The sequence below is a fragment of the Micromonospora sp. SH-82 genome (assembly GCF_051132485.1).
In the GTDB taxonomy this organism is placed as follows: Bacteria; Actinomycetota; Actinomycetes; order Mycobacteriales; family Micromonosporaceae; genus Micromonospora.
The window spans coordinates 1,691,380-1,718,059 of sequence record NZ_CP148049.1 but is presented as its reverse complement, the minus strand read 5'-3'; the positions used below and the strand labels follow the sequence as shown (position 1 = coordinate 1,718,059).

The following is a 26,680-nucleotide window of genomic DNA, read 5'->3' as shown; positions in this document are numbered from 1 at the left end:
GCGTCGAACCGGGCCGTCGCGACCGATGGGGTACCGCCTCCAGGATTGCACGGATGCGCCGGGTGGGGTCAGTGGTTGTCCCGGTGACCGCCCCGGCTGCACCCGTTTGCGTACGCCTCTAGGCTCATAGCGCCAACCCGCCCCGCACCAATTCGCCGCCCGGAGGTGCCCCGTCGCCATGGTCGCCAGTCCCGGCAGTTCCGGTGGTCCGTCGACGCAGGCCGGACAGTTCGCCGAGTCGTACGTCACCGAGGATCTCGTCCTGCGTACCGCCCGTGGTCTCGCCCAGGAGGTGGGGGTCGAGGCGGTGACGCCGGGGGCCGGGGCCGCCCTGCGTCTGCTGGCCGCTGCGGGCAGTGCCCGTGCGGTGGTGGAGATCGGCACCGGCACCGGAGTCAGCGGGGTCTGGTTGCTGCGCGGCATGCGCGCCGACGGCGTACTGACCACGATCGACGTGGAGGTGGAGCACCAGCGGATCGCCCGCCGGATCTTCACCGGGGCCGGGTTCCCACCCGGGCGTACCCGGATCATCGCCGGTCGGGCGCTCGACGTGCTGCCCCGGCTCGCCGACGGGGCGTACGACCTGGTGTTCGTGGACGCCGAGGCGATGGGGTTCAGTGCCTGCGTGGACGCCGCGCTGCGGCTCCTGCGGCCGGGCGGCGTCCTCGTCCTCAACGGAGCATTCGCCGACGGCCGGATCGGCGACCCGTCGGCCCGGGACGTCGAGACGGTGACCGTACGCGAGACGATCAAGGCGATCCGGGAGTCGGAGCACTGGATCCCGGCGCTCCTTCCGATCGGTCACGGGCTGCTCGCCGCCGTCCACTGCTGACCGGGTCGCCTCCGGCTCAGTCGAGGGTGGCCAGCCAGCGCAGCAGACCGCGTACGCCCCAACCGGTGGCGCCCTTGGTCAGCTCGGCGTCGGCGGCAGCCGCCCAGGAGGGCGCGGACATGTCGACGTGCACCCAGCGGTCCCGCAGGTCCCCGGTGAACTCGCGGAGGAACAGGGCGGCGGTCACCGACCCGCCCCCCTGCGCCGGGGCGCTGTACAGGTCGGCCAGGTCGCTGCCGAGGTACTCGACGTAGTCGGCGGGCAGCGGCATCCGCCAGGCCGATTCACCGGCCTCCGAGACGGCCGTCAGCAGCGCCCCGGCCAGGTCGTCGTTCTCGCTGTAGAGGGCGGCCGTCCGGTTGCCCAGTGCGACGGAGTTGGCACCCGTCAGGGTGGCCAGGTCGACGAGCAGGTCGGGGGCGAGTTCGGCGACCGCGTACGCGAGGGCGTCGGCGAGCACCAGCCGCCCCTCGGCGTCGGAGTTGGTGGTCTCACTGGTCAGGCCCCCGTAGTGGCGGACGACGTCGCCGGGGCGGAAGGCCCCTCCGCTGAGCATGTTCTCGGCCAGCGGGATCAACGTGGTGATCCGGACCGGCAGGTCCAGCGCCGCGGCACCGAGGGTGGCGGCGGCCACCGCCGCCCCGCCGGCCATGTCCTTGCGCATCAGCTTCATCGCCGGCACCGGCTTGATCGAGATGCCGCCGGTGTCGAAGGTGATGCCCTTGCCGACCAGGACCACGTGGGTGGTCGCCTGGGCCGGCTGCCAGCTCAGTTCGACCAGGCGGGGGCCGCTCGCCGAGCCACCGCCCACAGCGAGCAGCCCGCCGAACCCTTCGGCGGCCAGTTCCTCGGGCTCCCGGACCCGCACCGTCAACCCGGGTCGGTCGGCCACCTCGGCGGCGACCTGCTCGGCGAACCACTGCGGGTTCTTCGTCGAGGACGGGGTGTTCGTCAGGTCCCGGGCGAACCGGGTCGACTCTGCTGTGATCCGTGCCACGTCGAGGCTGCGGGAGTGGGCCGCCGGGTCGGCGACCACGACGTCCACCCCGGAGAGCGCGGGCGAGTCGCCCGCCTCGGTGAGCCGGAACCGGTACGACGCCAGCAGCAGCCCCTCGACCAGGCCACGGACCGCCAGGTCGGTGGCGTCGGCAGGCATCACCACTGTGACGTGCTCCTCGGCGGAGGCCGCGCGGGCCAGTGCGGCCCCGGCGGTCCGCCAGGCCGCCTCGTCGCCGTCCCCGGTGCCGATCAGCAGCAGACGCCCCGGGGAACCCAGCGGACGGAGGTGCATCCGCGCCTCGCCGGCCCGCCCGTGGAGTCGGGCCACTGGCAGCAGTGCCCGCGCCTCGGCGCCGACCTCCTCGGCCGGTTCCCAGCCGAGGGTCGCCAGCAGGGCGGCGGGGGCGTCGGCGTCCCCGTCGTCGGTGCGGTCGTCGGGTCGGGTGGGCAGGACGAGGGTGTCGAGCCGCTCCGGCTCGGCCACCAGGCGGAAGGCAAGCACGCTGGTCCGTACCTCCAGGAGTCGGTGCGGGTACGCACGGAACGCGCCCCACGTCGGGGTTGATGAAGAACCCTGAGTCACCGGCGACGCCGGTGACTCAGGGTCGACGAACCGTCCGCACGACGAATGCCGCCGGACCGGGCACGCCTCGGTCAGCCGGCGGCTGCCTTCAGCGCGTCACCGAGCGCGTTGGCCTCGTCGGGAGTCATCTCGACGACGAGCCTGCCACCACCCTCCAGCGGGACCCGCATGACGATGCCCCGGCCCTCCTTGGTGACCTCCAGCGGACCGTCGCCCGTCCGCGGCTTCATCGCCGCCATGTTGTCTCCCCTCAGACCTACACCAGGGTCGGTGGGTTGCCCCACAGCCTCCATCGCAATGACCACCGCAGCCTTCGCGGGGTGTCGACCAACGATTTTCCCTGATGAACACCGCCGGACCCAAACTGAAGCAGCAGGGATGTAACAGCACCTAGCATATCTTGGGAACGCCTGTCACAATGTGCGGTCATGCAGGCACGGTCGGCGCTCTTCGACCTCTACGGCGACCACCTCCGCAACAGAGGTGGTCGCGCTCCGGTCGCTTCCCTGGTCAAATTGCTGTCACCGCTGGGAATCGCACCGCCGGCGGTTCGCACCGCAGTCTCCCGTATGGTCCGTCAAGGGTGGTTGAACCCCCTGCGACTCGCCACCGGACCGGGGTATTCGATCACGTCGAAAGCGGCACGCCGACTGGACGAATCGGCGGCCCGGATCTACCGCACCGGTCGAATCAACTGGGACGGACGGTTCGATCTGCTCGTCCTGGAGCCACCGACCGGCCGCCGCGACCGGCAACGCCTCGCCGCGAACCTGGTCTTCCTCGGCTACGGCACCCTCGACGAGCAGTTCTGGGTGGCGACCCGCACCTCCACCGAGGTCGACCTGCTCCTCGACGAGGCAGGGGTCCGCTACGAGCGGTTCACCGCCGTCCACGCCGCCGGCACCCCGGGCGCGATGGGACTGGTCAGCCGCGCCTGGGACCTCGCCGAGATCGGCCGCGCCTACGACCGGTTCATCACCGAACAGCGGCCCCTGCTGGCCGCCGTGACGGTCCGCAGCTCCGACGAGGAGGCGTACGCGGCCCGGTTCCGGCTGGTGCACGCGTGGCGTACGTTCCTGTTCCGGGACCCCCAGCTGCCCCCGGCGCTGCTGCCCGAGAGCTGGCCCGGCTCGAAGGCCGCCGGCTTCTTCGACCGGCACGCCACCCGGCTGCGCCCCGCCGCCGACCGTTACGTCGAGCAGTGCCTCGACTCCGGCGTCCGCCTGCCCCGACAGAAGGGTCGTTGACAAGTGACCGAGCCCCTCCTCGTTGACCGTACCGACGCCGTGGTGACCCTCACCCTGAACCGTCCGGACGCCCTGAACTCGCTCGACGTGGCACTCAAGGAGGCGCTCCGGGACACCCTCACCGAACTCCAGCAGGACCGGGCCTGTCGGGCGGTGGTCCTGACCGGGGCGGGCGGCTCGTTCAGCGCCGGGCAGGACCTGCGCGAACACGTACACGCGCTGGACGGCCCCGACCCGCTGGCCACCGTACGGTCGCACTACAACCCGATCGCCGCGCGCCTGGCCGACCTGCCCAAGCCGGTGGTGGCGGCGGTCCGGGGCATGGCCGCCGGGGCGGGCGCCTCCCTGGCCCTGCTGGCCGACTTCCGGGTCGGCGGACCGAAGACCCGCTTCCTGATGGCCTTCGCCGGGGTGGGGCTGGCCGCCGACACCGGTGCCTCCTGGACGCTGCCCCGCCTCGTCGGCCACGCCAAAGCCGTCGAACTGCTGATGCTGGCCGAACCGGTCGGTGCGGCCGAGGCGCACCGGCTGGGGCTGCTCACCCGGCTGGTCGACGAGGACGAACAGGTCCTCCCCGCCGCGCAGGAACTGGCCGCCCGGCTCGCCGCCGGCCCGACGGTGGCCTACGGGGCGATCAAACGGCAGCTCTCCATCGCCGACGCCGGGACCCTCACCGAGGCGTTGGCCGCCGAGGCGCAGGCCCAGGCGATCTGCGGGGCCACCGAGGACCACCGGGCCGCCACGCAGGCCTTCGTCGAGAAGCGCAGGCCCGTCTTCGACGGCCGCTGACCCCAGGCCCCGTCACCGGGCCACGTACCCGCCGTCGATCGGGACGGTGTGCCCGGTGATCCAGGCGGCGTCGTCGGAGGCGAGGAAGAGCACCACCCCGGCGACGTCGTCAGGGGTCGGGATGCCCGGCTTCGGGTTGAACGACTCCATCCGGGTCCGCATCGCCTCCGGGTCCGGGGCGCTGGCGATGAAGTTCTCCACCAGCGGGGTCATCACCACCGTCGGGGCGACGGCGTTCACCCTGATGTCGTGCGCCGCGTACTCCACCGCCGCCGACCGGGTCAGCCCCACCACCCCGGCCTTGGTGAAGGTGTACGGGGAGATGTTGTCCTGGGCGGTCAGACCCGCAGTCGACGAGGTGTTGACGATCGCGCCCCCGCCCCCGCGCAGCATCGCCTCGATGCCGTACTTCAGGACGTGGAAGACACCGTCGCCGTTGATCCTGCGTACCTTCTCCCAGTTCGCCAGGTCCATCTCGTGCAGCGGCTGCTGTCTCCCGTCGATCCCGGCGTTGTTGAACACGACGTCGAGGCGGCCGTACCGCTGCACGGTGTCGGCGATGCCCTGCTCCACCGAGGCGGCGTCGCCGGTGTCCACGGTGACGGCGAGGGCGTCGGGCAGCGAGTCGACCACCCGACCGGCCCGCTCGGTGGCCACGTCGGCGATGACCACCTTCGCGCCCTCGGCGGCGAACCGTCGTGCGGTGGCCTCACCCAGACCCGAGGCACCACCGGTGACGAAGACGACCCTGTCCTGGAACCGCATCGCATCCCCCTGCCGCAGGTCGGTCGGCCCCGGGACTACCCCACCACGGTCTGTGGAAACCCCGCGACAGTCAGTCGTCGTCCTCCTCCGGGTCCTGGTTGGCCTCGACGCCGAGGACGAAGGCCTGCATCGCCAGTTCGTCCCCGGAGGGCGAGACGAACGCGGGCAGTTCCCGGGGACCCAGCTCCTGCACGTAGGACCAGAAGATGCGGACCGCCTCGGCGGGCGTCTCCGCCTCGATCGGCAGGTCCAGGCTGACCAGCCAGGACCGCCGGTCCCGGGGCGGACCGAGCCGGTCGGCCAGCGACCGCCAGGCCGCGACGTCGAGGGCGGTGACCGGCCCGTCGAGGGTCAGCGCGTCGGCCGGGACCGGCTCGTCGAAGGCCCGCCGGGTGTACGTCACCACCAGCGCCGCCGCCTCGGTCTCCGACTGCGGATCGTCCGGATCCTCACGCCGTCGACCGGTCGGCGCACCCACCCGCCCGAGCGCCACCAGCCGGAGCGGCTCGTCGGTCAGGACCGCCACCGGGTCACCGAAGCGAGGCGGGGCCGGGTCGTCCAGCCCGGTCAACTCCAACGTCTCGTGGTGCACCAGACGTTCGGCGTCGTACCTGTCGCTCGGGAGGAGCACCGCCCAGGCCCGTCCGTCGACCTCGTCGGTCGCCCGGTGCCCGCCGCCACGGTGCTCGGTGTCGGTCGTCATGACGTCAATCCCACCACGGGCCCGGCCGCAGCGGCGACGTGGCAGCCCGCGAGGTGATCGTCGACCATTCCGGTGGCCTGCATCAGGGCGTACCCCGTGGTCGGACCGACGAACCGGAAGCCCTGCCTCTTCAGTGCCTTCGCCATCGCCGTGGACGCCTCGGTCAGCGCCGGGACCTCGGCGAACGACCCCGGCCGGGTCGGTCGGGGCGGCGGCGCGAAGGACCAGAGCAGGGCGGAGAGCCCACCCGGCACCGCCTGCGCGGCCCTGGCGTTGCCGATCGCCGCCTCGATCTTGGCCCGGTTCCGGACGATCCCGGCGTCGGTGAGCAACCGGTCCACGTCGGCCTCGCCGTACCCGGCGACCGCCTCGATCCGGAACTCGTCGAAGGCCAACCGGAACGCCGGACGCTTCCGCAGGATGGTCAGCCAGGACAACCCGGACTGGAATGCCTCCAGGGTCATCCGCTCGAACAGGGCGTCGTCGCCGTGCAGGACCCGGCCCCACTCCTCGTCGTGGTAGCGCGCGTAGTCCGGGGTGCCGGCCCCCCACCCACAGCGGGCCAGCCCGTCGGCCCCGATCACCAGGTCGTCCACCCGGTCCACGGTAGTGGCTCGACGGTCAGGGCAGTCGCCCCTGCTCCACCAGGCGACCGAACTTGCGCAGAGCCTGCGTCAGGCTGACCTTCGAGCCGGGCCAGAGGACCGGCCAGGCGACCCGGCCCGCGGCCCCACCCGGCAGGTGGAACCACTCGTGCCAGACCACCTGGGTACGGTCCCGGGCGAGCGGGGTGCAGCGCAGCACCCCGGGCCCCTGCAACAGCTTGCCGCAGTGCACCACACCCACCTCGTACGGCGCGTCGACCCGGACCACCCGCATCTCGTCGCGCAGCACGGCCGGGCCGAGCGCGGTGACCGCCTCGATCAGACTGCCCTCGCCCCCGTCGCCCTCCACCACCCGTACCTTGGTGAAGGGGATCCAGTCCGACTGCCGCTCCCAGGCGGTGAAGGCCGCGAAGACGCGTTCCGCCGGGGCGTCGACGATCACCGTCGCGGTGACCTCACCCGCACCCGGACGGGCTGCCGCACGGAACTCCTCGCCCTCCGCACTCGACGTCACAGCGACTCCGAACGGCCGGCCGGGTCGGGGCGACCGGTTCCGGCCTGTACCGGCCCGTCGTCGGCAGACCCGGGACCGGACCGCTCGCCGGGATCCGCCGTCGCCGGGGCGGGCTCCACGTCGTCCGCCGCCGTCGGCCGCCCGTCGTTCGTCCCGACCGCCGCCGGGGCGACGGTCCCCGCGTCGTCCACGGTCGACGCCGGGCCGTCCACACCCGGGGCCTTCACGTCGTCCGCCGCCGCTGCCGTCGCCGGGACCGGCTGTGCCGCATCCGCATCCGCGTCCGCCGCCGCTGCCGTCGCCGTCGTCGTCGGGACCGGCTGTGCGGCATCCGGCGCTACCGGCGAGGCGGGCTGTGCCGCATCCGCCGCCGTCGTGGGGACCGGCTGCGGGGCATCCGGCGCTGCCGTCTGGCCGGGCTGCGCGGCGTCCGTCGTCGTGACGGGCTGCACTGCGGGCTGCTCGATCGCCCGGTCCCGGGTACGACGCAGCGCGTCGGCCTCCTCGGTCCGCCCGTCCCGCAGGGCCGCGACCTCGGCCTCCAACACCTCGATCAGCTCCGTCTTGTAGCCGATGTCGTACGCCGCCCGGCTGAGCGCCTGGTCGACCTGGTCCATCCGGTATCCACGCAGGGCGGTGTCGAAGCGGACCTCCCCCACGTCGGCCTCACGCAACGGGCGACCACCGGGCAGCGGAGCGGAGCTTCCGTCCGGCTCGACCGGCACCAGGCCGGGATCCCGGCCGGTGACCAGGACCGTCACCCCGAACACCACGGCGCCGACGGTCAATGCCACGACCAACAGCAGGAGAACCTGACCCATGGACAGATCGTGGCATGCCGGCCCGTTCGGAGCGAGCCCTGCCACCCGATGGATCCGGATCAGTGCGTCGTACCGTCCGTCCGGCGTGGTCCGGTGGGGGCCGGACCGGTGCCGGTGCACCGCCGACCGACCGGCTAGCGTCGGACCGGCCGGACGAGGTGACCGGCCGACGCCGGGAGCCGGGCACCCCTCGCGACCAGCGTCGGCGACCCCGACACCGGCCCGACACGCACCCCTTCGCACCCCGGTGCGGTGACAGGAACCGAGGAGGCACCATGGCCGAGGCGCTCCGGCTGGGCGGACGGAGCTTCGCCCCCGGCGAGCTGGTGGTGATGGCGATCGTGAACCGTACCCCCGACTCGTTCTTCGACCGGGGCGCGACCTACGCCGCCGACAGCGCGCTGCGGGCCGTGGAGAAGGCGGTGACCGAGGGCGCGGAGATCATCGACATCGGCGGGGTGAAGGGTGACCCGGGGGCGGAGGTCGACGTCGCGGAGGAGATCCGGCGCACCGTCGACACCATCGCCGCCGTCCGGGCCGCCTTCCCGGAGGTGGTGATCTCGATCGACACCTGGCGGGCGGAGGTGGCCACGGAGGCCGTCGCGGCCGGGGCGGACCTGCTCAACGACACCTGGTCCGGGGCCGACCCGGCGCTCGCCCGGGTCGCCGCCGCCACCGGCGCCGGGCTGGTCTGCTCGCACGCCGGCGGGCTCGCCCCCCGGACCCGTCCGCACCGGGCCGCCTTCGACGACGTGGTGGCCGACGTCGTGACCACTGTCACCGGGCTCGCCGAACGCGCCGTCGACCTGGGGGTACGCCGGGACGGCATCCTGATCGACCCGGCCCACGACTTCGGCAAGAACACCCGCCACTCCCTGGAGGTCACCCGCCGACTGGGTGAGCTGACGGACACCGGCTGGCCCCTGCTGGTGGCCCTGTCGAACAAGGCCTTCATCGGCGAGACCCTCGACCTGCCGATCCCGGACCGGCTGGAGGGCACCCTCGCCGCCACCGCCGTCTCGGCCTGGTTGGGGGCCAGGGTCTTCCGGGCGCACCAGGTCCGGCCCACCCGACGGGTCCTGGACATGGTCGCCTCGATCCGGGGCGACCGCCCACCCGCGCTCACCCGTCGCGGCCTGGCCTGAGCGGCGCGGCGGACCCGCCCCGGCCCGGCCCGGTGGGTGCGGCGGGCTGGGCGGGGGTCAGTTCCAGCGCAGCACGTTCTTGCGCCAGGCGTAGAGGACGCCGAGCGCCAGGACCCCGACGAAGACGGCCATCTCGACCACTGTGACCAGGCCGAACCCGGGCCGGGCGAAGACCACCGCCCAGGGGAAGAGGAACACCGCCTCGACCGCGAACAGCACGTACAGGTACGCGTACACGTAGTAGCGGATCTGCATCTGCGCCCAGTCGGACCCCACCGGATCGAGCCCGCACTCGTAGTTGGTCCGCTTGCCGCGCGGCTCGGCCGGCCGGGCCGGTCGTAGCACCCGGTTCGCCCCGAAGGCCACCAGGAGGAAGAGCACGCTCGCGATCAGGAGCAGCCCCAGAGTGGCGTACGAGCCGAGGTAGCCGGTCACGATGGGTCAGACTACCGGCCGCACAGCGCGACCGCTCCGAACACGTTACGCATTTGTTTCCTTCCGGATCGCTTTCTCGGGGGGCGATTGCCAAATAATGGGTCTCCATCGCACGGTCACTGCGGTCGGACGCCCCGCACTCGGATGATTCCGGCGCTGGTGGCTCCCGACCGCGGCGTACCCGGGCCGGTGCCGGCAACGGCACCGCGTACGGGAAGCTGGGTGACCTGGGCGTTGGCACCGGACGGGGCGGCGGCGGCATCCAACGGCACCGGGGCCGTCGTCGCCTCCCCGGACACCAGCCCCGGACGTCGACGACGTCTCCCCGGCGACCGCGAGGGTCGTCGGAGGCCGCTTCACGGCCACCCCGGCACCCCGACGACGCGGTGCCGCGCGTGATCTGAATTACGGCGGGCGAGGCAAAGTGGGAGGTTTAGCCACCAACCACCCCCCGATCCAGTCCCAGTCGGCGGACCTCCGGGCCGATCGGACGGGCCACGGGACGTAGGCTCTCAGTGGAGAACCACAGCAGGCCGCGTCCCGCCACCGGGCCGGCGGCGGGGAAACCGAGGAGGTCGCGTGTCCGGGCAAGGCGAGGTCACCTTCATGTTCGGCCGCCCGGGGGACCGCACCCAGCGAAGCGAGGTACAGCCGTGACCAAGCAGGTCCGCCAACTGGATCGGGTGATCATCCGGTTCGCCGGGGACTCCGGCGACGGCATGCAGCTCACCGGTGACCGTTTCACCTCGGAGACCGCACAGCTCGGCAACGACATCTCGACGTTGCCCAACTTCCCCGCCGAGATCCGGGCTCCTGCCGGCACCCTGCCGGGGGTGTCCAGCTTCCAGGTGCACTTCGCCGACTACGACATCCTGACCCCCGGCGACTCGCCGAACGTGCTGGTCGCGATGAACCCGGCGGCGCTGAAGGCCAACCTGGCCGACCTACCCCGGGGCGCGGACATCATCGTCAACACCGACGAGTTCACCAAACGGAACCTGGCCAAGGTCGGCTACGCCAGCAGCCCGCTCGACGACGACTCCCTCGACGCGTACGCGGTCCACCCGGTGGCGCTGACCTCGATGACCGTCGGCGCGCTGGCCGAACTCGCGGTGTCGAAGAAGGACGCCGAACGGGCCAAGAACATGTTCGCCCTCGGCCTGCTCTCCTGGATGTACTCGCGGCCGTACGAGTCGACGATCCGGTTCCTGGAACGCAAGTTCGCCAAGCGGCCGGAGCTGGTCGCGGCGAACATCGCGGCCTTCCGGGCCGGCTGGAACTTCGGCGAGACCACCGAGGACTTCTCCGTCCGGTACGAGGTCAAGCCGGCGAAGATGCAGCCCGGCACGTACCGCAACATCACCGGGAACGCAGCGCTCTCGCTCGGCCTGGTGGCCGCCGGGGTCCGCTCCGGGCTGCCGGTGTTCCTCGGGGCGTACCCGATCACCCCGGCCTCGGACATCCTGCACGAGCTGAGCAAGCACAAGAAGCTCGGCGTGGTGACCATGCAGGCCGAGGACGAGATCGCGGCGGTGGGTGCGGCGCTCGGCGCCTCCTACGGTGGCGCGCTCGGCATCACCACCACCAGCGGTCCCGGCGTGGCCCTCAAGAGCGAGACGATCTCCCTGGCCGTGGCGTTGGAGCTGCCCCTGGTGATCGTGGACGTCCAGCGGGCCGGCCCCTCCACCGGGCTGCCGACCAAGACCGAGCAGGCCGACCTGAACATGGCGCTGTTCGGCCGGCACGGTGAGGCCCCGGTCGCGGTGGTCGCCCCGAAGTCCCCGTCGGACTGCTTCCACGCCGCCCTGGAGGCGGCCCGGATCGCCCTGACCTACCGGACCCCGGTGATCCTCCTGTCGGACAACTACGTCGCCAACGGCTCCGAGCCGTGGCTGCTGCCCGACGTGGAGACCCTGCCCGACCTGCGGGTCGACTTCGCCACCGAGCCCAACGGCGAGGACGGCACCACCTTCCTGCCCTACCTGCGCGACCCGGAGACCCTGGCCCGCCCGTGGGCCGTCCCCGGCACCCCGGGGCTGGAACACCGCATCGGTGGCCTGGAGAAGGCCGACAAGACCGGTGACATCTCGTACGACCCGGCCAACCACGACTTCATGGTGCGGATCCGGGCCACCCGGATCGAGACCATCCCGGTGCCGGACGTCGAGGTCGAGGACCCCGACGGCGACGCCCGGGTGCTGGTGCTCGGCTGGGGCTCCACGTACGGGCCGATCGGTGCCGCCTGCCGGGGGCTGCGTCAGCGGGGACTCTCCATCGCCCAGGCGCACCTGCGGCACCTCGCCCCGATGCCCGCCAACCTGGGCCAGGTGCTGCGCTCGTACGACCGGGTGGTCATCCCCGAGATGAACCTCGGGCAGCTCGCCCACGTGATCCGGGCGACGTACCTGGTCGACGCGATCGGCTACAACCAGGTCCGGGGCCTGCCGTTCACGGCCGCGGAGCTGGAGACGATGCTGGAAGAGGTCCTCAAGAATGTCTGAGCCAGTCGCCCTGAAGCTCACCGCCAAGGACTTCAAGTCCGACCAGGAGGTGCGCTGGTGCCCCGGCTGCGGTGACTACGCGATCCTCGCCGCCGTGCAGCAGTTCATGCCGGAGCTGAACATCCCCCGGGAGCGGATCGTCTTCGTCTCCGGGATCGGCTGCTCGTCGCGGTTCCCGTACTACATGAACACGTACGGTCTGCACTCGATCCACGGTCGGGCCCCGGCGATCGCCACCGGCCTGTCGGTCTCCCGGCCGGACCTGTCGGTCTGGGTGGTCACCGGGGACGGCGACGCCCTCTCCATCGGCGGCAACCACCTGATCCACGCCCTGCGGCGCAACGTCAACCTCAAGATCCTGCTGTTCAACAACCGGATCTACGGGCTGACCAAGGGGCAGTACTCGCCCACCTCCGAGGTCGGCAAGGTCACCAAGTCGACCCCGGTCGGCTCGGCGGACGCCCCGTTCAACCCGCTGTCGCTGGCGCTGGGCGCGGAGGCCAGCTTCGTCGGTCGGACCATCGACTCGGACCGCAAGCACCTCCAGTCGGTGCTGCGCGCCGCCGCCGAGCACCAGGGTTCGGCGTTCGTGGAGATCTACCAGAACTGCAACATCTTCAACGACGGGGCCTTCGAGCAGCTGAAGGAGCCCGGCGTCCGGGACGACCACCTGATCCGGCTGGAGCACGGCCAGCCCATCACGTTCGGCAAGGACGGGCAGTTCTGCGTCGTCCACCCGCCGGGCGGGTTCGGTCTGGAGGTACGCGACACCGCCACCACCCCGGCCGACCAGATCGTGGTCCACGACGCGGGGGTCGCCGACCCGGCGTACGCCTTCGCCCTGTCCCGCCTCCCCGGCCTCGACCTGCGCAACACCCCGATCGGGGTGTTCCGGTCGGTCGACCGACCCACCTACGACCGGTCGGTCCAGGAGCAGGTCGCCGCCGCCAAGGCCAGCACCACCGAAAGCCCCGAGCAGCAGCTCACCGGGCTGCTCGCCGCCGGCGACACCTGGACCATCGTCTGACGACGGCGGGATGACCGCCGTACCACGTCGGTAGTGGAAGTGGCCCTCCCCCGGGAGGGCCACTTCTTCCGTCTCCGCCCCCGGTGGGTGGCGGTCGGGATCCCCGTCCTTCGGGACGCGGGGGTCAGAGGCCTCGCCCTCGGGACGCCTCGGATCAGGGGCCTCGCCCTCGGGACGTCAGGTCAGGGGCCTCGGGACGTCAGGTCAGGACGACGAGGTGGACTGCTGGGGGCGGTCGTCGCGGACGTGCACGAGCATGTCGCCGGTCTCGATGGCGGCAGCGGCCCGGTCGGCGAGGGTGACCACCTTCCCCCGGCGGACCAGGGCGATGACCAGGCACTCCAACTCGCGGGGCGACCGGCCCACCTCGTCGCGCTGCGCGGACCGCATGGCCAGGGCCATCCCCTGCCCGGGGGTGAGCAGATCCTCGACCACGTCGATCAGCGGCGGAGCCGAGGTCGACAGGCCGAGGAGCCGACCGGCGGTCGCCGACGAGACGATCACGTGGTGGGCGCCGCTCTGCTTGAGCAGCGGGGCGTTCTCCGCCTCCCGCGCCGCAGCGATGATCCGCACCTGGCCGGCTGTCAGCTGACGAACGGTGAGGGCCACCAGCACCGAGGCGTCGTCGCTGTCCGTCGCGATGATCACCGCCTTGGCGCTGCGGACGTGCGCCTCGTTGAGGGTGGCCGACCGGGTCGCCGAACCCTCGATCGCGACAAGCCCCGCCGAGGTGGCCTGGCGCAGGGCGAGCCCGCTCTTCTCCACCACCACGATCCGGGACTTGTCCAGTCCGTTCTCCAACAGCGCCGAGACCGCGCTGCGACCCTTGGTGCCGTAGCCGCAGATGATGACGTGATCCTTCACCGTTCTCCCCCAACGGGACAGCCGGAGCCCGGTCCGGTACTGCTCGGTCAACACCTCGAGAGTCGTGCCGACCAGGATGATCAGAAAGAGGACCCGGGCCGGGGTGATGAACAGGACGTTCACCAGCCGGGCCGAGTCGCTGGCCGGGGTGATGTCGCCGTACCCGGTGGTGGAGAGCGACACCACCGCGTAGTAGAAGGCATCAAGGAGGGTGATGCCGTCCTCGTTGACGTCCCGGTAACCGTTACGGTCGAGATAGACGACGGCGACGACGGCGAAGACCAGGCCCACGGCGGCGGCCAGGCGAAGGCTGAGAGCGCGGAGCGGGCCACGCCGCTGCGCCGGAAAATGGATCACCGTCGAACCGGGACCACTGCGGTCAGGTGCACGTCCACAACATAGCGGGTACGTCCCCGACCCCACGCCGTGGTCCGCCGGTCCGCCCCTCGGCGGCTCCCGCCCGGCGGCGACCGTCACTCCCCGCCCGGCAGCTTCCGCGGCTCCCCGCCCGGCGGCGACCGCTACTCCCGGAAGCTGACCGCGGGCCGGTCCCGATGCCACCAAGCCGACTTCCCACCGTGACCGATCGGCAACCGTCGATCATCACACTGAAGGAGTGCGACGGACGGGGAACCTGGGACTGATCTGTGCGTTGATGCTGGCCGGGCTGACCGGCTGCAGCGCGCCCATCGAGGGTGCGGTCGGAGTACGGCTGGACGCCGACGGCCGGCTGGTCGGGGTCTTCGACTGGTGCCGGGGCAAGGCCGGGGCTGACACGATCATCCTCTATCTCAGCGAGGGCCTCGACGGGGTCACCGACAAGGTGATCCAACTCCAGCGGGAACCCGGCCGCAGCTCCCCCACCAGGGAGGAGGTCGTGCTGCTCGACCCGGCGGCCGGCTGGCAGACCGAGTCGGCACCGCCCACGTTGAACGACGGCCAGGTCTACAACCTGCGCGCGTGGAACGAGGACGAAGGCGCAGTGCAGAGCTTCCCCTTCCGGATCAGCGAGCTGCGCGGCCTGACCGGCCCAGACGTGATCCTCACCAAGCAGTGGGAGGGCGACGGCAGTGAGCACGGTGGTGGCTACGTGACCACGTTCCACACACCCGAGGGCTTCGCCGGCTACGCCGACGAGGTGTGCGACGCCTGAAGGTCCGCCCGCCCGGCCCCCGCGCCCATGCGGACCCCGCTCGTGCCGGTGCCGACCCTGCTCGTGCCGTGCGGGCCCTGGTGTTCTACCGAAGGCCCGCGACCGACCCGGCCGGTCGGGTCGGATCCTCGGAACAGCAACCTGGCGGGGTCGGTTCGGTGAGGATGTGACAGGAGGGAGGTGACGGTGAACCTGCTGAGTGTCCTACCGCTCGCAGTGGTGATGATCGCCGGTCCGCAGATCATCGCCGCGATCTTCCTCGCCTCCAGCCGGGACCCGAAGCGGAGTTCGCTGGCCTACCTGACGGGCGCCGGTCTCGCCATGCTCGTCGCGCTGACAGTGTGGTACGTCGTCTTCCACCTGGTCCGCGTGGCGGGGAGCGGACAGGACAGACATGACGGCACGCGTCGCGCGATCGACTGGGTGGTGCTGCTGGTTCTGCTGGCCCTGATGGTGACGGTCTTCGTCCGCCGCAAACGCACCCAGCCGCCGAAGTGGATGGGCAGGTTGCAGGAGGCCAAGCCCCGTTACGCCTTCGGGCTGGGCTTCCTGCTCTTCATCGCCATGCCCAGTGACCAGGCCAACATGCTCGCGGTCGCGGCGAGCCTGGCAGGCCACGACAGGCCGTGGTGGCACCTGCTGCCGTTCCTGTTCCTGACACTGCTGCTCCTGGCACTGCCACTGCTCGCCCTGCTCGCGTTCGGCCAGCGGGCGGCAGCGGCGCTGCCGAAGATCCGGGACTGGGCCAACGACCACTCGTGGGTGGTCAGCGAGGCGGTGATCCTGATCTTCATCGCGATCGTCGGCTCCCAGCTACTCTGACCACCACCACTCGCTGTCGCCAAGCGACATCAGGTACGGATGGCCGAGGTCGCTCATGCGTCACTCGCCCCGGGCCGCCAGCCGGTCTCCTGGGCCCAGTCGTCGGCCCGGTGGATCAGCTTCCAGGAGAAGTCCGCCTTCGCGTTCGTGTAGGCCAGCCCGTCGTGGGCGTGCTCGACGGCGACGACACGTTTGAGCTCGGCATACTGCTCCGCCGCGTCGGGGTGGGCGCGCAGGTAGTCACGGAACAGCAGCGGGAACTGCTGGGAGAAGCTGCCCGCCTCACGAACATGGACGTGGGTCCGCGGTTCGCCGGGCGGTTCCCGGAAGTACCGCTTCGTCCGCTCCGGGTTGGTGTCACGGTAGACGTACCCCAGGCTTTGCAACGGCACCCGGAACGGGTCGGTCGGCTCCAGCGCGGCGACCGATATCTGAATGTCGATCACCGGCTTCGCGGCCAGGCCGGGAACCGACGTCGATCCGATGTGGTCGATGCGCTGCGCGACGTCGCCCAGCGCCGCGCGCAGCCGGCTACCCAGCGCACTGAATCGTGCGGGCCACTCGGGGTCGTAGTCGGCGATCCGGATCACGCGTAAGCCCCCGGCGGTCTCCTGAGTCATCGGAAGGCTGCTCCTGTCAGTCACGACGGAATCCTTGTCACGATAGATAACTTTCGTCAGCTCTCCGGGAGAGCACTCGCGTGACCACTTCCGGTGCCTCCCTCGCGCCGCGGGTGCAGTGGGACCCGTGGCGCGGGTGCAGTGGGACCCGTGGCGCGGGTGCAGTGGGACCCGTGGCGCGGGTGTAGTGGGACCCGTGGCGCGGGGAGGTCGGCCGGCGGGTCGCGGTCACCATCCGCCAGGCGCGGAAGCTCCTCGTGGGGGTGTCATACGTCGGTCGGCGGGGGAAGGACGGTCGGCGGGGCGAGCGCCTGGTCGTCCTGTTCAAGGTGTACGCAAAGTGCCTCGACGGGGACCGGAGCCGGATGAACGAGCGGATCGAGGCGGCGCTGAGCTGATGGCCGCCGGTGTGGTGGAAGAGGTCGCGGCGGATGCTGCGGCCTCTTCGCTTTTCGCGGCTGTGACCTGCGGGAACGGGCGGCCCCAGCGGTCCTAGATCATTGCACGTGTTTTGCACGGAGGGCTGCAAACGGTGGCCTCGGGTGGCATCCGGCTGCACAGGTCGGCCGATCGATGCGGGATAGTATCCGCAGGCCAGGGAGCGTTTTCGCTGATCTTCGAGGTGCCCCCGGCAGGATTCGAACCTGCGACACACGGTTTAGGAAACCGATGCTCTATCCCCTGAGCTACGGGGGCGCGAGGCATCAGTCTAACGGCCTGTGGGATCACCCGGGATGGCAGGGAGCCGGCCGCGCGACCCAGGTCGTCCGTGCAGGCTTCACCCAGCCTCACCCCCGGCAGGGGGTCGATGCCGCCCGGGACCACACCGGCGACAGCGGGAACCCGCACAAGGACCCCGACCACCCTCTCCGGGTACGTCGGCGCAGGAGCTCTCGATTAGCTCACCACCGGCCACCCAAAGGCATCACTCGATCTACTTTTGACCGGAGGCAGTGGGACGTCACGGCCGGAACGCTCGGTTCCACGTGACAGCTCGCGGATCGATCCCGATGACGTCACAGCTCCTCGCCCGACCCAGGACAGCGCCCTGCCACTTCGCTCCCTCAGGAGAAGGCGAGACGGTCGACGTGGTCGGGTACCCACGGGCTCGGCTCGACCATCCAGCCGGGATCGTACCCGCGCACCGCCTCGATGAAGTCGGCCGGAGGCCCGTAGGAGTGGACGTCGACGTAGTGCGCGACGAGAGTCGGGGCGGCGAACATCACCCCGGGCCGCGAGGGGATCCGCAGCTCGGCGTGCCCCCGCAGCGCCGCCTCCGTCATCGCACCCACCGTGTCACTCGGGCAGAGGAGACACCGGTGGCACCCACGAGTGGTGTCGATCGAGGGACCTGCGGTGATCTTGAACAGCGCGTCCGTCAACCAGCTCGGGGTCGGTCCCGTGGCGAAGGTGTGCGGGGTGTCGAGCCAGCCGACGTTGACCCGCTCGTACGCAGGGCGGAAAAGTGAGCCACCCCCAGTCCAAACCGATGGTGTCGGCGTCGATGTACGTGTACGCGGCAAGGTCCTCGAAATGGGTCACGCCCCGCTGGTGGGTCTGTAGAAATAACGGCTGATCGACCGATCAAGGGAGAGACGCCAGATGACGACCGAGACCATCGTGGGACAGCCGGCCTCCGGGCCGGTGGGTGCGGTCACGGACGAGCAGTTGATCGCGATGCTGGTCGATCGTGCTCGTGGTGACGGGCTGCGGTTGACCGGTGAGGGTGGGCTGCTGCAGCAGCTCACGAAGCGGGTCCTGGAGTCGGCGTTGGACGGGGAGATCACCGATCACGTCGGCTACGACAGGCATGACCCGGCGGGTCGGGGTAGTGGGAACACCCGTAACGGCAGCAGGAGCAAGACGGTGCTCACCGATGTCGGGCCGGTCGAGGTTCGGGTTCCGCGCGACGCCGCGGGGACGTTCGAGCCGCAGATCGTGCGTAAGCGGCAGCGGCGCCTGTCCGGGGTCGATGACATGGTGTTGTCGTTGTCGGCGAAGGGGTTGACGCACGGGGAGATCGCCGCGCATCTGGCCGAGGTGTACGGCGCTGAGGTGTCCAAGCAGACCATCTCTACCATCACCGACAAGGTGATGGACGGTATGGCGGAGTGGCAGAACCGGCCGCTGGACCGGGTGTATCCGGTTGTGTTCATCGATGCTATCAACGTCAAGATCCGCGATGGGCAGGTCGCGAACCGGCCGATCTACCTGGCGATGGCGGTCACGGTCGACGGGCACCGGGACATCCTCGGTCTGTGGGCCGGTGACGGCGGCGAGGGCGCGAAGCACTGGCTGCACGTGCTGACGGAGCTGAAGAATCATGGCGTCCAGGACGTGTTGATGCTCGTCTGCGATGGGCTCAAGGGCCTGCCGGACGCGGTGGAGACGGTGTGGCCGCGCACGATCGTGCAGACGTGCGTGGTGCACTTGCTGCGCAACTCGTTCCGGTACGCGGCCCGCCAGGACTGGGACAAGATCGCGAAAGCGCTCAAGCCGGTCTACACCGCGGCGACCGAGGACGCCGCGACCGAGCGGTTCCTGGAGTTCGCCGAGGCGTGGGGCCGCAAGTATCCGGCGATAGTCAGGCTGTGGGAGAACGCCTGGGCGGAGTTCGTGCCGTTCCTCGCCTTCGACGTGGAGATCCGTAAGGTCATCTGCTCCACCAACGCGATCGAGAGCGTGAACGCCCGCATCCGCAAGGCCGTCCGCGCCCGCGGGCACTTCCCGAACGAGCAGGCCGCCTTGAAGTGTGTCTACATGGCGTTGATGAGCCTCGACCCCACCGGCACCGGACGCCGACGCTGGACCATGCGCTGGAAGGCACCCCTGAACGCCTTCCAGATCGCCTTCGAAGGCCGACTCACCCCGACCAACCACTGACCGCCTCAACAACCAAGATCAGCCGTTAACTTGACAGACCCCCTTTCGGCAGCGGTGGAGGCCCTGCTGCGCACGAGGGGTGCTACCCGCGCCGTTGAAGGACGCGGGCAAGCCAGGGCAGCTCGGGCAGGTGAACAGTGACGCACTGTTGAGTCCAGGCACGGCGTAGGGCCAAGAGGCTGAGCGTGATCCACCACAGGGCGATGCCAGCGGTGGTGCTGCGAGCGGGGCCGATGGTGGTGGCCCAGACCATCGCCACGGTGGTGGCGCCATCACGCTGTCGAGTTGCCCGCCGCCCACGCGGTGGCCTCCGGTTCCGCCAGCGTTGCGGCTGGTCTCGCCCGGGTGCGACAGGTACTTGGGCATGCTCGCTCCCGGCTTGTCGAGGCTGCGGACGTCCTGGGCGCGGCCTGCCGGTCCGTCGATCCGGTGGCGCACCAGCTGTCGCCGCAGGAGGTCATCGCCGCGCTTACACCTGTGGCGGTGGCGGTGACTGCGGCACAGGGGCGGGTGACCGGTGCGGGGGTCGGCGGTCGGCGAGGCGCGGCGGCTCGTCACGGCGGTGCTGCACGGAGGGCAGCCGGGCCCGACGCCAGCGGGCCTGGAGCAGGTGCTGGAACTCCTGGCCGCCGTTCTCAAGCGGAGCACCGAGGCCCGGGAACACGCCGAAGAAGCGCTGACACGGGCTCGTCAGATCGGCGGTGCGCAGGGTCCGGTGACGGGCGGTAGAAGCGACATCATCCGACCGCCCACCACACCCGACGCGCCCACGACCACGACCGACGTACCGGCATCCTCCGAGCCGCCACCCGCCTGGCTGTCGGAGGCCGCTCGTGACCTGCCTCGACAGGAGGCGAAGGACCCCACCTCCGGTGTCGCCCTGATCGGCGGCCAGCGGGTACCGATGAGATCCGGCCGGGAGCCGGCTACCGCCGCCGACCTCAAACCGGCCTACCAGCTCATCGCCACCACGACCGACCACCTGGAGGCCAAGCTCGCCGCCCGGATGCGCCGCGAACACCTCACCGACGCGGCCGTCGTGACCAACAACCCGCCCTGCGACTACACCCCCTACGGCTGCGAGAAGATCCTCTCCCGGCTCCTCCCCGCCGGCACACGACTGACCGTCTACGTACGCGACGATGACGGACAGGTACGCCACTGGCGCACCTACAACGGCAACGGAAAGGCGATCGCATGAAGGTGACCTGGACCTACGACCGAGGCGACCACCGCGACAACCACGAAACCGACGTGACCGAACCCGCCGCCCTGGAAACCCTCCTGGGTGAGATCCACCAGGCCGGCGAACCGGTCGTCGTCACCATCTTCTCCGACACCGCCGACGACCCCGACGACCTGCCACCCGGCCTCCAGGTCGGGCTCGGCCACCCCACCCACGCCTTCGCAGTCCACATCGCCGACACCGACGGCCACCTAACCCGATCCCACCGCCACCACTCCACGAGGAGATCTCCACTTCGACTTCGGCGGAGTGCCCACCGAGTACCCCGCAGCACACCTCCGGCTCCGCCCCGAGCCGCCATGCAGATCGCGGCCACCTTCGTCCAGAGCGGCGGCGCACCGCCGCACGTACCCGACAGCAGCGAACAGCCGAAGGCGGCCGAGCACGGGTCAGGTGGTTACCGCCGGCCGGCTTCGTGATCGGCGGATGCCCCAGATGGCCAGTGTCACCCCGATGGCGAGGAGCAGTCCGGTGCCGCCCGCGACGAGGGCGTACCAGCGGTACTGGGGTCCGATGCCGTCCGCCGGGAGTGTGCCGGGGTGGGTGAGTCCGCTGGCGATCGCCTGGTCGGCGAGGTCGACTCCGTGTACGGCCTGGTCTTCGCCGGTCAGGAGGGTCCGGGCGGTGCCCTGCGGGTCGAGGGCGGCGACGTCGGTGTCGTAGGCGGTCCACTCCCCGTTGGTGATGCCGTCGGGTGAGTCGAATCCGGCGACGGTGGCGCCGGGTTCGGGGCGGTACCGGGCCACCACCGCCGCCCCGTCGGGTGCCCAGCCGAGCAGCCGGAGAGCCACAAGGCCCTCCTGCTCCGGCAGTGTGAACCCGGGTACGGCCGCTCCGGTGGTGGGGGAGACAAGGGTGAGCTGCCAGCGGGCGGGGTAGGCGTCGCCGGTGCAACATTGCCGCTGCCCGACCAGGGTGAGGCCGGTGCCGTCGGGGGTCCAGGCCCCCTTGCCCGCCAGTCGGGTTCCCGCGGGCACGGTGAGGCGGTGCCGGGTGTGGCCCTCGACCGAGGCCACGACTATGGTCTCCCCCGACTGGTAGGCCAGGGTCCGCCCGTCCGGGGCGAAGGCCACGAGCCATCCGAAGGCGAGGTTGTCCGGTTCGAGGTCGGCGACCCTGGTGAGGCGACCGGAGGCCACCTCCAGCACCGAGAGCACCGCCCGACGCACCCGGTACACCTCTACCCCGTCGGCGCCGGCAACGTGGCCGCCGTCGACACCGACGACTGCCAGCAGGGTTCCCTGCGGTGACCAGGCAGCCGGAATGGTCTCCTCGGTCCCCTCGACCTCTGGTAGGGAACGCGTCCGACCGGTGGCGGCCTCGACGAGCTGATTCGGCAGGGCTACAACCCGACCGTCGGGCGACAGCAGCGCCTCCTCGCCCGCCCGGACCGGCCACCCGCTGGACACAAGCCGGTACTCGTCACTCCCAGCGGCGACCACCGCCACCGAACCCAGACTTGGCGGCTCGTACCACCAGTTCTCCGCCGTAAAGATGACGGAGGCAGCGGCAACCGGGCGGCGCTGCACCGACCAGCCACCCCACTGTGGCGCGCCCACCCGGTCCGGCACTGACAGTGCCACCCCCGGGGCAGCGGTCACCCCTGCGTGTGGACCCCGGCCAGGCCCTGTGAGGAGCCCTGGTACCGCGATGATGCCGAGAACAAGGACCAGCGCCAGTCCCGCCGCTCCCGCTCTGGTGCGCCGCTGCTGCCTGGCCTTGGCTGAGAGTAGGTCCTCGTAGGACAGGCCCGGTGGCAGCTCTGCCGTACCGTCCCGCATGGCCTCCGTGAGTCTGCCGGTCATGCCTCCGCCTTCTCGGTCACGTTGTCCACCAGGTGCGGTGCGATACGGCGCAACCGGGCCAGGCCGTCGTGCGCGTACCGCTTGACCGCCCCGACGCTGCAGTCCAGGACGGCGGCCACGTCGGCCTCGGACAGATCCTCGTAATACCTCAGCACCAGCACCGCCCGCTGCCGTGGTGACAGCACCGCGAGCGCCCGGTCCAGACTGATCCGAAGGTCCGACCTCCCGTGCGGGTCGACCGGAGGCGGCTCCGGCACCTGCCCCGTCACCAGCTCACGGATCCGCCGACGGCGACGGCCGGTCAGGTACACGTGGTAGATCGTCTTCCGGACGTACGCCTCCGGCCCGGTGTCACTGACCCGCCTCCAGTGCCGAAGCACCCGCAGCATGGCCGACTGCACCAGATCCTGAGCCAGATGGCGGTCACCGGTCAGCAGGTAGGCAGCCCGGGACAGCGCCCCGCCACGGGCTGTCATGAACTCCCGAAGTCCGGGGTACTGCTCCTCGGCCATCTGGCACCTCCACCGTCATTCACGCCGGGATCTGCCCTGCTGGTTGGTGACCTCACCGTGTGTCTTGGGTCACATATGTTTTGAAGTGTTCGCTCAGGGTCTACCACCCGTGCTTTGGGCAGAACTGGTCAAGCGATTGCTGGCCATCTTGGCGTTGCGCGGTTTGTTCGAGGACATTGAGAGGATGTCCTCAAGCTCGGCTGCTCTGGCCTGGCGATTCAGCTCACCGATGGCTGATTTTCCGGTCTAAGGAGCCCCGCAGCAAGGTGCACTGCGGGGCTCCGAACCAGGGTCGAGGGTTTAGTGCGGGGAACGAATGTGGTAGCTGCCGTGGACCACCGCCGTCCATCCGTCATTGATCGGGTACCAGATTCCGAAGAACCGATACGAATCAGTGTCCTGGAAGTAGCGCCTGGAACTCTGCGCGACCTGAAGCCACTTGTACTTATTCTTGGCGCACAACCGTACTGCTCCGCACCGATCTCGAGCGATCTTGGTCGGAACCCAGTGGGAGTTGATGACCCGGCCGCATCTCGGCCACTTGCACTTGCTTCCCTTGCCACTCACATCGCTGCAGTTGACGGGGTCCCCGAAGCAGTACTCATATGGGCCCGCGTTGCCGCCGTAGACAGGGTCCGGGGTAAGGAAGGAACCGGTGAGGGGGTTGTAGAGTCGGACACCCATCAGCACGATTCCTGCCGGTGTGTCGGCGGCACGTTGCGAGGTGCCGTACCAGCCGTACCGCCGTTGGCCGATACTACTGTCCTGGTACGCCAGTCCGTACTCGTCAGACCCGTGGACGATGGAAAGTCCCTCGTCCTGTTCCTGCACCGAGGCGACGATGACCTCTCGGAGGTCTTCGATTTGCCAGCTCACCTGCCCGTCGCTAGCCGAGAAAATCCCGACCATTCCTGCGACGCCCTTGATCGGACGGGTGTAGTGGCTGGGCGTCTCCTGGGTCCAGGAGGGGGCGTCCCTGTCACCGTCGTAGTGGTTCACTGACGAGGCCGTCGTACCATTCATGCTGTCCTGCCACGACCGAATTCGTTCACCGGTCACGTCGACCGTGTACTCTGCGGTTCGGCTCCCCTGCTCGAGGCTTCGGACCATGCTCGAGGAGTGGTAGGCCACCGTGATCGGATCGGCGGAATTGGCCGAATCGTTCCCGGGTATTGCCGTGGTCCGGCCCAGTTGGTCATAGGTGTAGCCACTGGAGACCGTTTTCCGGTCGGCTGTGTCGTGTGACCAGGTGCGTGCCCGGATGGCGCCTGTGGTGGAGCATTCGCCCTCGTCGTCTGGCGCGTACACGCTCCATGTGGTGCGGTTGGACGCGGCGTCGAACTGGTGCTGCCGGGTGATGCATTCGCCGTATTGCCGGTTCTCGCTTCTGGTGAGTCTGCCAGCCTTGTCGTAGTGATAGGTGGTGTTCGCCAGCGTCGAGGTGCTGGTGCGGATCTGCCCGTGAACGGAGGCGACCGTGGTTTCGAGAAGCAGGGTACAGTCCCCGGTGGAACAGTTCCGCTTCTCATAGTTGATGGAGTTGGTGGAACCGGCCTCGTCGATGCCGCGGGTCACGGTGATCCCGTCCGGCCAGGTCTCGCCCGTCAGGTTCCCGTCGGGGTCGTAGCTCCCGGTGAAGACCCCGGCCTGCGAGTCGTTGACCGAGGTCAGCAGATCGCGGTGCTCGGTTTCCCCACTGTAGGTATAGGTGCGTAGCGCCTTTCCGTCGTGGGTGGTCGCCTTCCGTCCCAGTAGGTCGTAGGTCGTGTTGGAGGTGACGCCGTCGGCATCGGTGTAGGACGTGAGCCGCCCGAGGCTGTCGTAGCTTCGGATGATCTCGGCGGCGACAGTTCCGGCGGTCACCGACTGGGAGCGCAGCAGCAGACCCGTTGGCGGGTCGTAGACATTCCGCTCTATCGGTACTTGGGTGCCGAGTGAGGTGGCTGCCGTGGTCACCTTCTCGTGGATGCGTCCGGCACTGTCATAGGTGGTCGTGACCGTGCGCAACACGCCTGCGGTGTTCTTCTCGGTCACCGACCTGGTTTGGCCGAACATGTTGTAGGTCGTGACCTTGGTCGGTACCTCCGGTCCGCTGGCGGCCTGGCCGCCGCTCTGCTCGCGGCACGGGATGCCGGCCCACTCGGGCCTGTTGTCGCACTCGCTGTGCCCGGAGCCGGTGCCGGCACGGTAGTGGATGACCTTCAGGGTCGCCGGCGTCGTCGTACTGGTGCCACCCCCCGGGGTGGTCGTAGACGTGACGTGCCCCGTCGCGGGGTCGTACTCGGTGCGTGTGGTGAGGGCCAGCCCCGCAGGATCAACGGTTTCGGCCGTGGGCTGTTGGAGGCTCCAGTTGTAGGCGGTGGTCGTGGTGCGTTCGTCGGAGTCCGTGACAGTGCTGTCGCCTGCCCAGACGCGAACCATTTCGGTCTTCGTCGTGACGAGGTTGTAGGGGTCGTCGCTGACGGGGGCGCCCTCGTCGTAGCTGAAGCGGGTCAACTTGCGACCTCTGGCGCTGTCGCCGTTCGGAAGGATGACGTCCCGTTCAGGCTCGAGCGTGGTGTCGACTCGCTGGCCGTCGGCCGTGTAGGTGTCGAGGGTGGAGAGGCGGCGGGCGATTCCACTTTCTGCGGCGGCGTCATCGGTGGGATGGGCACTCAGCGCGCGGTGGCGGTTCGCGGCCGTCAGGGTCTGGATGTTGTTCCCCCACCGGTCGTACCAGGTGGTGTCGATATGACCGCCGGGTTTGGCGGTGTTGACCAGACGAGCGTTGGCGTCCATGTACGTGACCGTCGCCCGCTGATATGAGGTGGGCAGAGTGCCGGAGGCGGGGTTTCCGTTCGGCAGTTGATCCGGGCGGAAGACGGCGGTGGCGTCGGTTGGTGCTTCCTCCTGCCCCCATCGGCTGGTTTGGGTGGGTGACAGGTCATAGGGTGCGCCGGATCCGGTCGTGGGCACCTTGTACACCACGGTCTGGGTGGCGGTTCCCGCTGCCAGGGCCGTGCGGGTTACCTGGTGCAGGCGGCCCTTGCCGGGGTCGCCCGGGATCGTCGTGTAGGCCAGATGCCAGGGATCCTGTCCCTTGGGCGTGATGGTGGCCAGGACCCCGTCGGCGTTGTAGCCGTACAGGGTGCGTGCCTGCCGGTTGACGCCTCCGTCGATCCAGTCCTGACGCGGGTCCCAGGCGGCCCGGAGCCGACCGGCGTTGTCGTAGGCGTAGCGGGAGACCACCACTGTCCGCATGGCTGGGGTGGCCAGGTCTGGGTCCCACGCGGTGAAGGTGATCTCCCGGAGCCGGCCAAGGTGGTCACCCCAGCCTGCCTCGGTTGTTCCTGTCGCGGTGGTGGCCGTAGCGTAGGTGAAGTTGACGGCCCGGCAGCCCCTAGTCACCGTTACACAGCTGACGCCGCCGGGGACGCCTGCCAGCATCCTGGTCGGGCGAATCACCTCGGTGCCGTTGACCGTCAGCCGTTCCCAGCTCAGGCTGGCGGCCTGACCGGCAGGGACGGTCACGGAGGTCGGGTGGTAGCTACCGACACTGGCGCCGGTGACCCGGGAGAATACGACGACGCTGCCGTCCTGGTTGGTGAGGGTGTACCGGTCGGTGCTCGTGGTGTAGACCAGCTTGAGCGAGTCGCTTCCGACCTCTGGATCGAAGGTGGTGGCGTTCCGGGCGGTGAAGCCGATCGTGTCACCCTCGCTCATCGTGACCTGTACGAGTGAGCCGTAGACGTGCAGGGAGGTGTACGGAGAATCCGCTCGTTCCACCTCGACGCTGGACACCCAGCCCGGGCCGAACATGTTGGCCGCGT

At 70.1% G+C, this 26,680-nt stretch carries 25 protein-coding genes, 1 tRNA gene and 1 pseudogene; 12 read left to right on the top strand and 15 right to left on the bottom strand.

From position 1 onward, the window contains the following. The first annotated feature begins 178 nt into the window (after window positions 1-178). Complete coding sequence (locus WHN02_RS08000) at window positions 179-832, top strand: O-methyltransferase (RefSeq protein ID WP_434742754.1); 654 nt, start codon at window positions 179-181, stop codon at window positions 830-832. A 16-nt stretch (window positions 833-848) separates the two neighbouring features. Here the strand turns inward: WHN02_RS08000 and WHN02_RS07995 are convergent, their stop codons facing one another. Next, window positions 849-2,333: a leucyl aminopeptidase family protein gene (locus tag WHN02_RS07995; RefSeq protein ID WP_434742753.1), complete on the bottom strand. Its 1,485-nt coding sequence runs from the start codon at window positions 2,331-2,333 to the stop codon at window positions 849-851. Between the two features lie 152 nt (window positions 2,334-2,485). Further along, window positions 2,486-2,653 (bottom strand): DUF3117 domain-containing protein, encoded by a 168-nt coding sequence (locus WHN02_RS07990; RefSeq protein WP_007455245.1) that lies wholly within the window; start codon window positions 2,651-2,653, stop codon window positions 2,486-2,488. A gap of 189 nt (window positions 2,654-2,842) precedes the next feature. Between WHN02_RS07990 and WHN02_RS07985 the strand changes: the two genes are divergently transcribed. Both WHN02_RS07985 and WHN02_RS07980 read left to right on the top strand, forming a co-directional pair. Further along, window positions 2,843-3,661 carry a PaaX family transcriptional regulator gene (locus tag WHN02_RS07985; protein ID WP_434742752.1) on the top strand — a complete coding sequence of 273 codons (819 nt, stop codon included), beginning with the start codon at window positions 2,843-2,845 and terminating at the stop codon, window positions 3,659-3,661. Window positions 3,662-3,664: 3 nt separating this feature from the next. After that, window positions 3,665-4,450: an enoyl-CoA hydratase/isomerase family protein gene (locus WHN02_RS07980; protein ID WP_434742751.1), complete on the top strand. Its 786-nt coding sequence runs from the start codon at window positions 3,665-3,667 to the stop codon at window positions 4,448-4,450. Window positions 4,451-4,462: 12 nt separating this feature from the next. Here WHN02_RS07980 and WHN02_RS07975 read toward each other — a convergent pair whose 3' ends face one another. The 5 genes and pseudogenes from WHN02_RS07975 to WHN02_RS07955 form a co-directional block, all read right to left on the bottom strand. Next, complete coding sequence (locus tag WHN02_RS07975) at window positions 4,463-5,215, bottom strand: SDR family NAD(P)-dependent oxidoreductase (RefSeq protein WP_434742750.1); 753 nt, start codon at window positions 5,213-5,215, stop codon at window positions 4,463-4,465. A 70-nt stretch (window positions 5,216-5,285) separates the two neighbouring features. Beyond that, complete coding sequence (locus tag WHN02_RS07970; protein WP_434742749.1) at window positions 5,286-5,918, bottom strand: hypothetical protein; 633 nt, start codon at window positions 5,916-5,918, stop codon at window positions 5,286-5,288. Next, entirely contained in the window at window positions 5,915-6,514 is a 600-nt protein-coding gene (locus WHN02_RS07965) for a DNA-3-methyladenine glycosylase I (protein WP_434742748.1), read from the bottom strand. Before WHN02_RS07965 ends, WHN02_RS07970 begins: the two co-directional genes overlap by 4 nt. A 25-nt stretch (window positions 6,515-6,539) precedes the next feature. Beyond that, entirely contained in the window at window positions 6,540-7,037 is a 498-nt protein-coding gene (locus WHN02_RS07960; RefSeq protein ID WP_434742747.1) for an SRPBCC family protein, read from the bottom strand. Window positions 7,038-7,324: 287 nt separating this feature from the next. Then, window positions 7,325-7,858, bottom strand: a pseudogene (locus WHN02_RS07955) (DivIVA domain-containing protein); the annotation flags it as partial. A 275-nt stretch (window positions 7,859-8,133) separates the two neighbouring features. Between WHN02_RS07955 and folP the strand changes: the two are divergent. Further along, a complete protein-coding gene (gene folP, locus WHN02_RS07950) occupies window positions 8,134-9,003 on the top strand; it encodes a dihydropteroate synthase (RefSeq protein WP_434742746.1) in 870 nt (289 codons plus the stop codon). Window positions 9,004-9,060: 57 nt separating this feature from the next. Here folP and WHN02_RS07945 read toward each other — a convergent pair whose 3' ends face one another. Further along, a complete protein-coding gene (locus WHN02_RS07945) occupies window positions 9,061-9,438 on the bottom strand; it encodes an NADH-quinone oxidoreductase subunit A (protein ID WP_434742745.1) in 378 nt (125 codons plus the stop codon). A 653-nt stretch (window positions 9,439-10,091) separates the two neighbouring features. Here WHN02_RS07945 and WHN02_RS07940 point away from each other — a divergent pair. After that, window positions 10,092-11,939, top strand: coding sequence for a 2-oxoacid:acceptor oxidoreductase subunit alpha (locus tag WHN02_RS07940; RefSeq protein WP_434742744.1), 1,848 nt, complete (start codon window positions 10,092-10,094; stop codon window positions 11,937-11,939). Continuing rightward, entirely contained in the window at window positions 11,932-12,966 is a 1,035-nt protein-coding gene (locus WHN02_RS07935) for a 2-oxoacid:ferredoxin oxidoreductase subunit beta (RefSeq protein WP_434742743.1), read from the top strand. Before WHN02_RS07940 ends, WHN02_RS07935 begins: the two co-directional genes overlap by 8 nt. A 204-nt stretch (window positions 12,967-13,170) precedes the next feature. Here the strand turns inward: WHN02_RS07935 and WHN02_RS07930 are convergent, their stop codons facing one another. Next, window positions 13,171-14,187, bottom strand: a complete 1,017-nt coding sequence (locus WHN02_RS07930) for a potassium channel family protein (protein ID WP_434742742.1) — start codon at window positions 14,185-14,187, stop codon at window positions 13,171-13,173. Between the two features lie 259 nt (window positions 14,188-14,446). Here WHN02_RS07930 and WHN02_RS07925 point away from each other — a divergent pair, with 259 nt between their 5' ends. Continuing rightward, entirely contained in the window at window positions 14,447-14,983 is a 537-nt protein-coding gene (locus WHN02_RS07925) for a hypothetical protein (protein WP_434742741.1), read from the top strand. Window positions 14,984-15,169: 186 nt separating this feature from the next. After that, a complete protein-coding gene (locus tag WHN02_RS07920) occupies window positions 15,170-15,805 on the top strand; it encodes a GAP family protein (protein ID WP_434742740.1) in 636 nt (211 codons plus the stop codon). Between the two features lie 53 nt (window positions 15,806-15,858). On the opposite strand, the gene WHN02_RS07915 is transcribed toward WHN02_RS07920, so the two are convergent. Continuing rightward, window positions 15,859-16,425, bottom strand: a complete 567-nt coding sequence (locus tag WHN02_RS07915; RefSeq protein ID WP_434742739.1) for a GrpB family protein — start codon at window positions 16,423-16,425, stop codon at window positions 15,859-15,861. A gap of 257 nt (window positions 16,426-16,682) precedes the next feature. Here WHN02_RS07915 and WHN02_RS07910 point away from each other — a divergent pair, with 257 nt between their 5' ends. Beyond that, window positions 16,683-16,823 carry a hypothetical protein gene (locus tag WHN02_RS07910; RefSeq protein WP_434742738.1) on the top strand — a complete coding sequence of 47 codons (141 nt, stop codon included), beginning with the start codon at window positions 16,683-16,685 and terminating at the stop codon, window positions 16,821-16,823. 225 nt (window positions 16,824-17,048) lie between these two features. Here the strand turns inward: WHN02_RS07910 and WHN02_RS07905 are convergent. Further along, window positions 17,049-17,121: transfer RNA gene (locus WHN02_RS07905), tRNA-Arg, on the bottom strand. A gap of 368 nt (window positions 17,122-17,489) precedes the next feature. After that, complete coding sequence (locus tag WHN02_RS07900; protein WP_434742737.1) at window positions 17,490-17,708, bottom strand: hypothetical protein; 219 nt, start codon at window positions 17,706-17,708, stop codon at window positions 17,490-17,492. Window positions 17,709-18,102: 394 nt separating this feature from the next. On the opposite strand from WHN02_RS07900, the gene WHN02_RS07895 reads away from it, so the two are divergent. The 3 genes from WHN02_RS07895 (at window position 18,103) to WHN02_RS07885 (ending at window position 20,973) form a co-directional block, all read left to right on the top strand. Next, window positions 18,103-19,308 carry an IS256 family transposase gene (locus WHN02_RS07895; protein ID WP_434743865.1) on the top strand — a complete coding sequence of 402 codons (1,206 nt, stop codon included), beginning with the start codon at window positions 18,103-18,105 and terminating at the stop codon, window positions 19,306-19,308. Window positions 19,309-19,825: 517 nt separating this feature from the next. Next, window positions 19,826-20,509, top strand: a complete 684-nt coding sequence (locus WHN02_RS07890) for a DddA-like double-stranded DNA deaminase toxin (RefSeq protein ID WP_434742736.1) — start codon at window positions 19,826-19,828, stop codon at window positions 20,507-20,509. Next, window positions 20,506-20,973 carry an Imm1 family immunity protein gene (locus WHN02_RS07885; protein ID WP_434742735.1) on the top strand — a complete coding sequence of 156 codons (468 nt, stop codon included), beginning with the start codon at window positions 20,506-20,508 and terminating at the stop codon, window positions 20,971-20,973. Before WHN02_RS07890 ends, WHN02_RS07885 begins: the two co-directional genes overlap by 4 nt. On the opposite strand, the gene WHN02_RS07880 is transcribed toward WHN02_RS07885, so the two are convergent. The 3 genes from WHN02_RS07880 to WHN02_RS07870 all read right to left on the bottom strand — a co-directional run bounded on the left by WHN02_RS07880 (window position 20,944) and on the right by WHN02_RS07870 (window position 26,651). Continuing rightward, the gene (locus tag WHN02_RS07880) at window positions 20,944-22,155 is read right to left on the bottom strand and encodes a hypothetical protein (RefSeq protein ID WP_434742734.1); all 1,212 of its coding nucleotides are present in this window, start codon (window positions 22,153-22,155) and stop codon (window positions 20,944-20,946) included. The genes WHN02_RS07885 and WHN02_RS07880 overlap by 30 nt on opposite strands. A gap of 200 nt (window positions 22,156-22,355) precedes the next feature. Further along, entirely contained in the window at window positions 22,356-22,871 is a 516-nt protein-coding gene (locus tag WHN02_RS07875; protein ID WP_434742733.1) for a SigE family RNA polymerase sigma factor, read from the bottom strand. A 300-nt stretch (window positions 22,872-23,171) separates the two neighbouring features. Further along, the gene (locus tag WHN02_RS07870) at window positions 23,172-26,651 is read right to left on the bottom strand and encodes an RHS repeat-associated core domain-containing protein (RefSeq protein WP_434742732.1); all 3,480 of its coding nucleotides are present in this window, start codon (window positions 26,649-26,651) and stop codon (window positions 23,172-23,174) included. Window positions 26,652-26,680 lie beyond the last annotated feature (29 nt).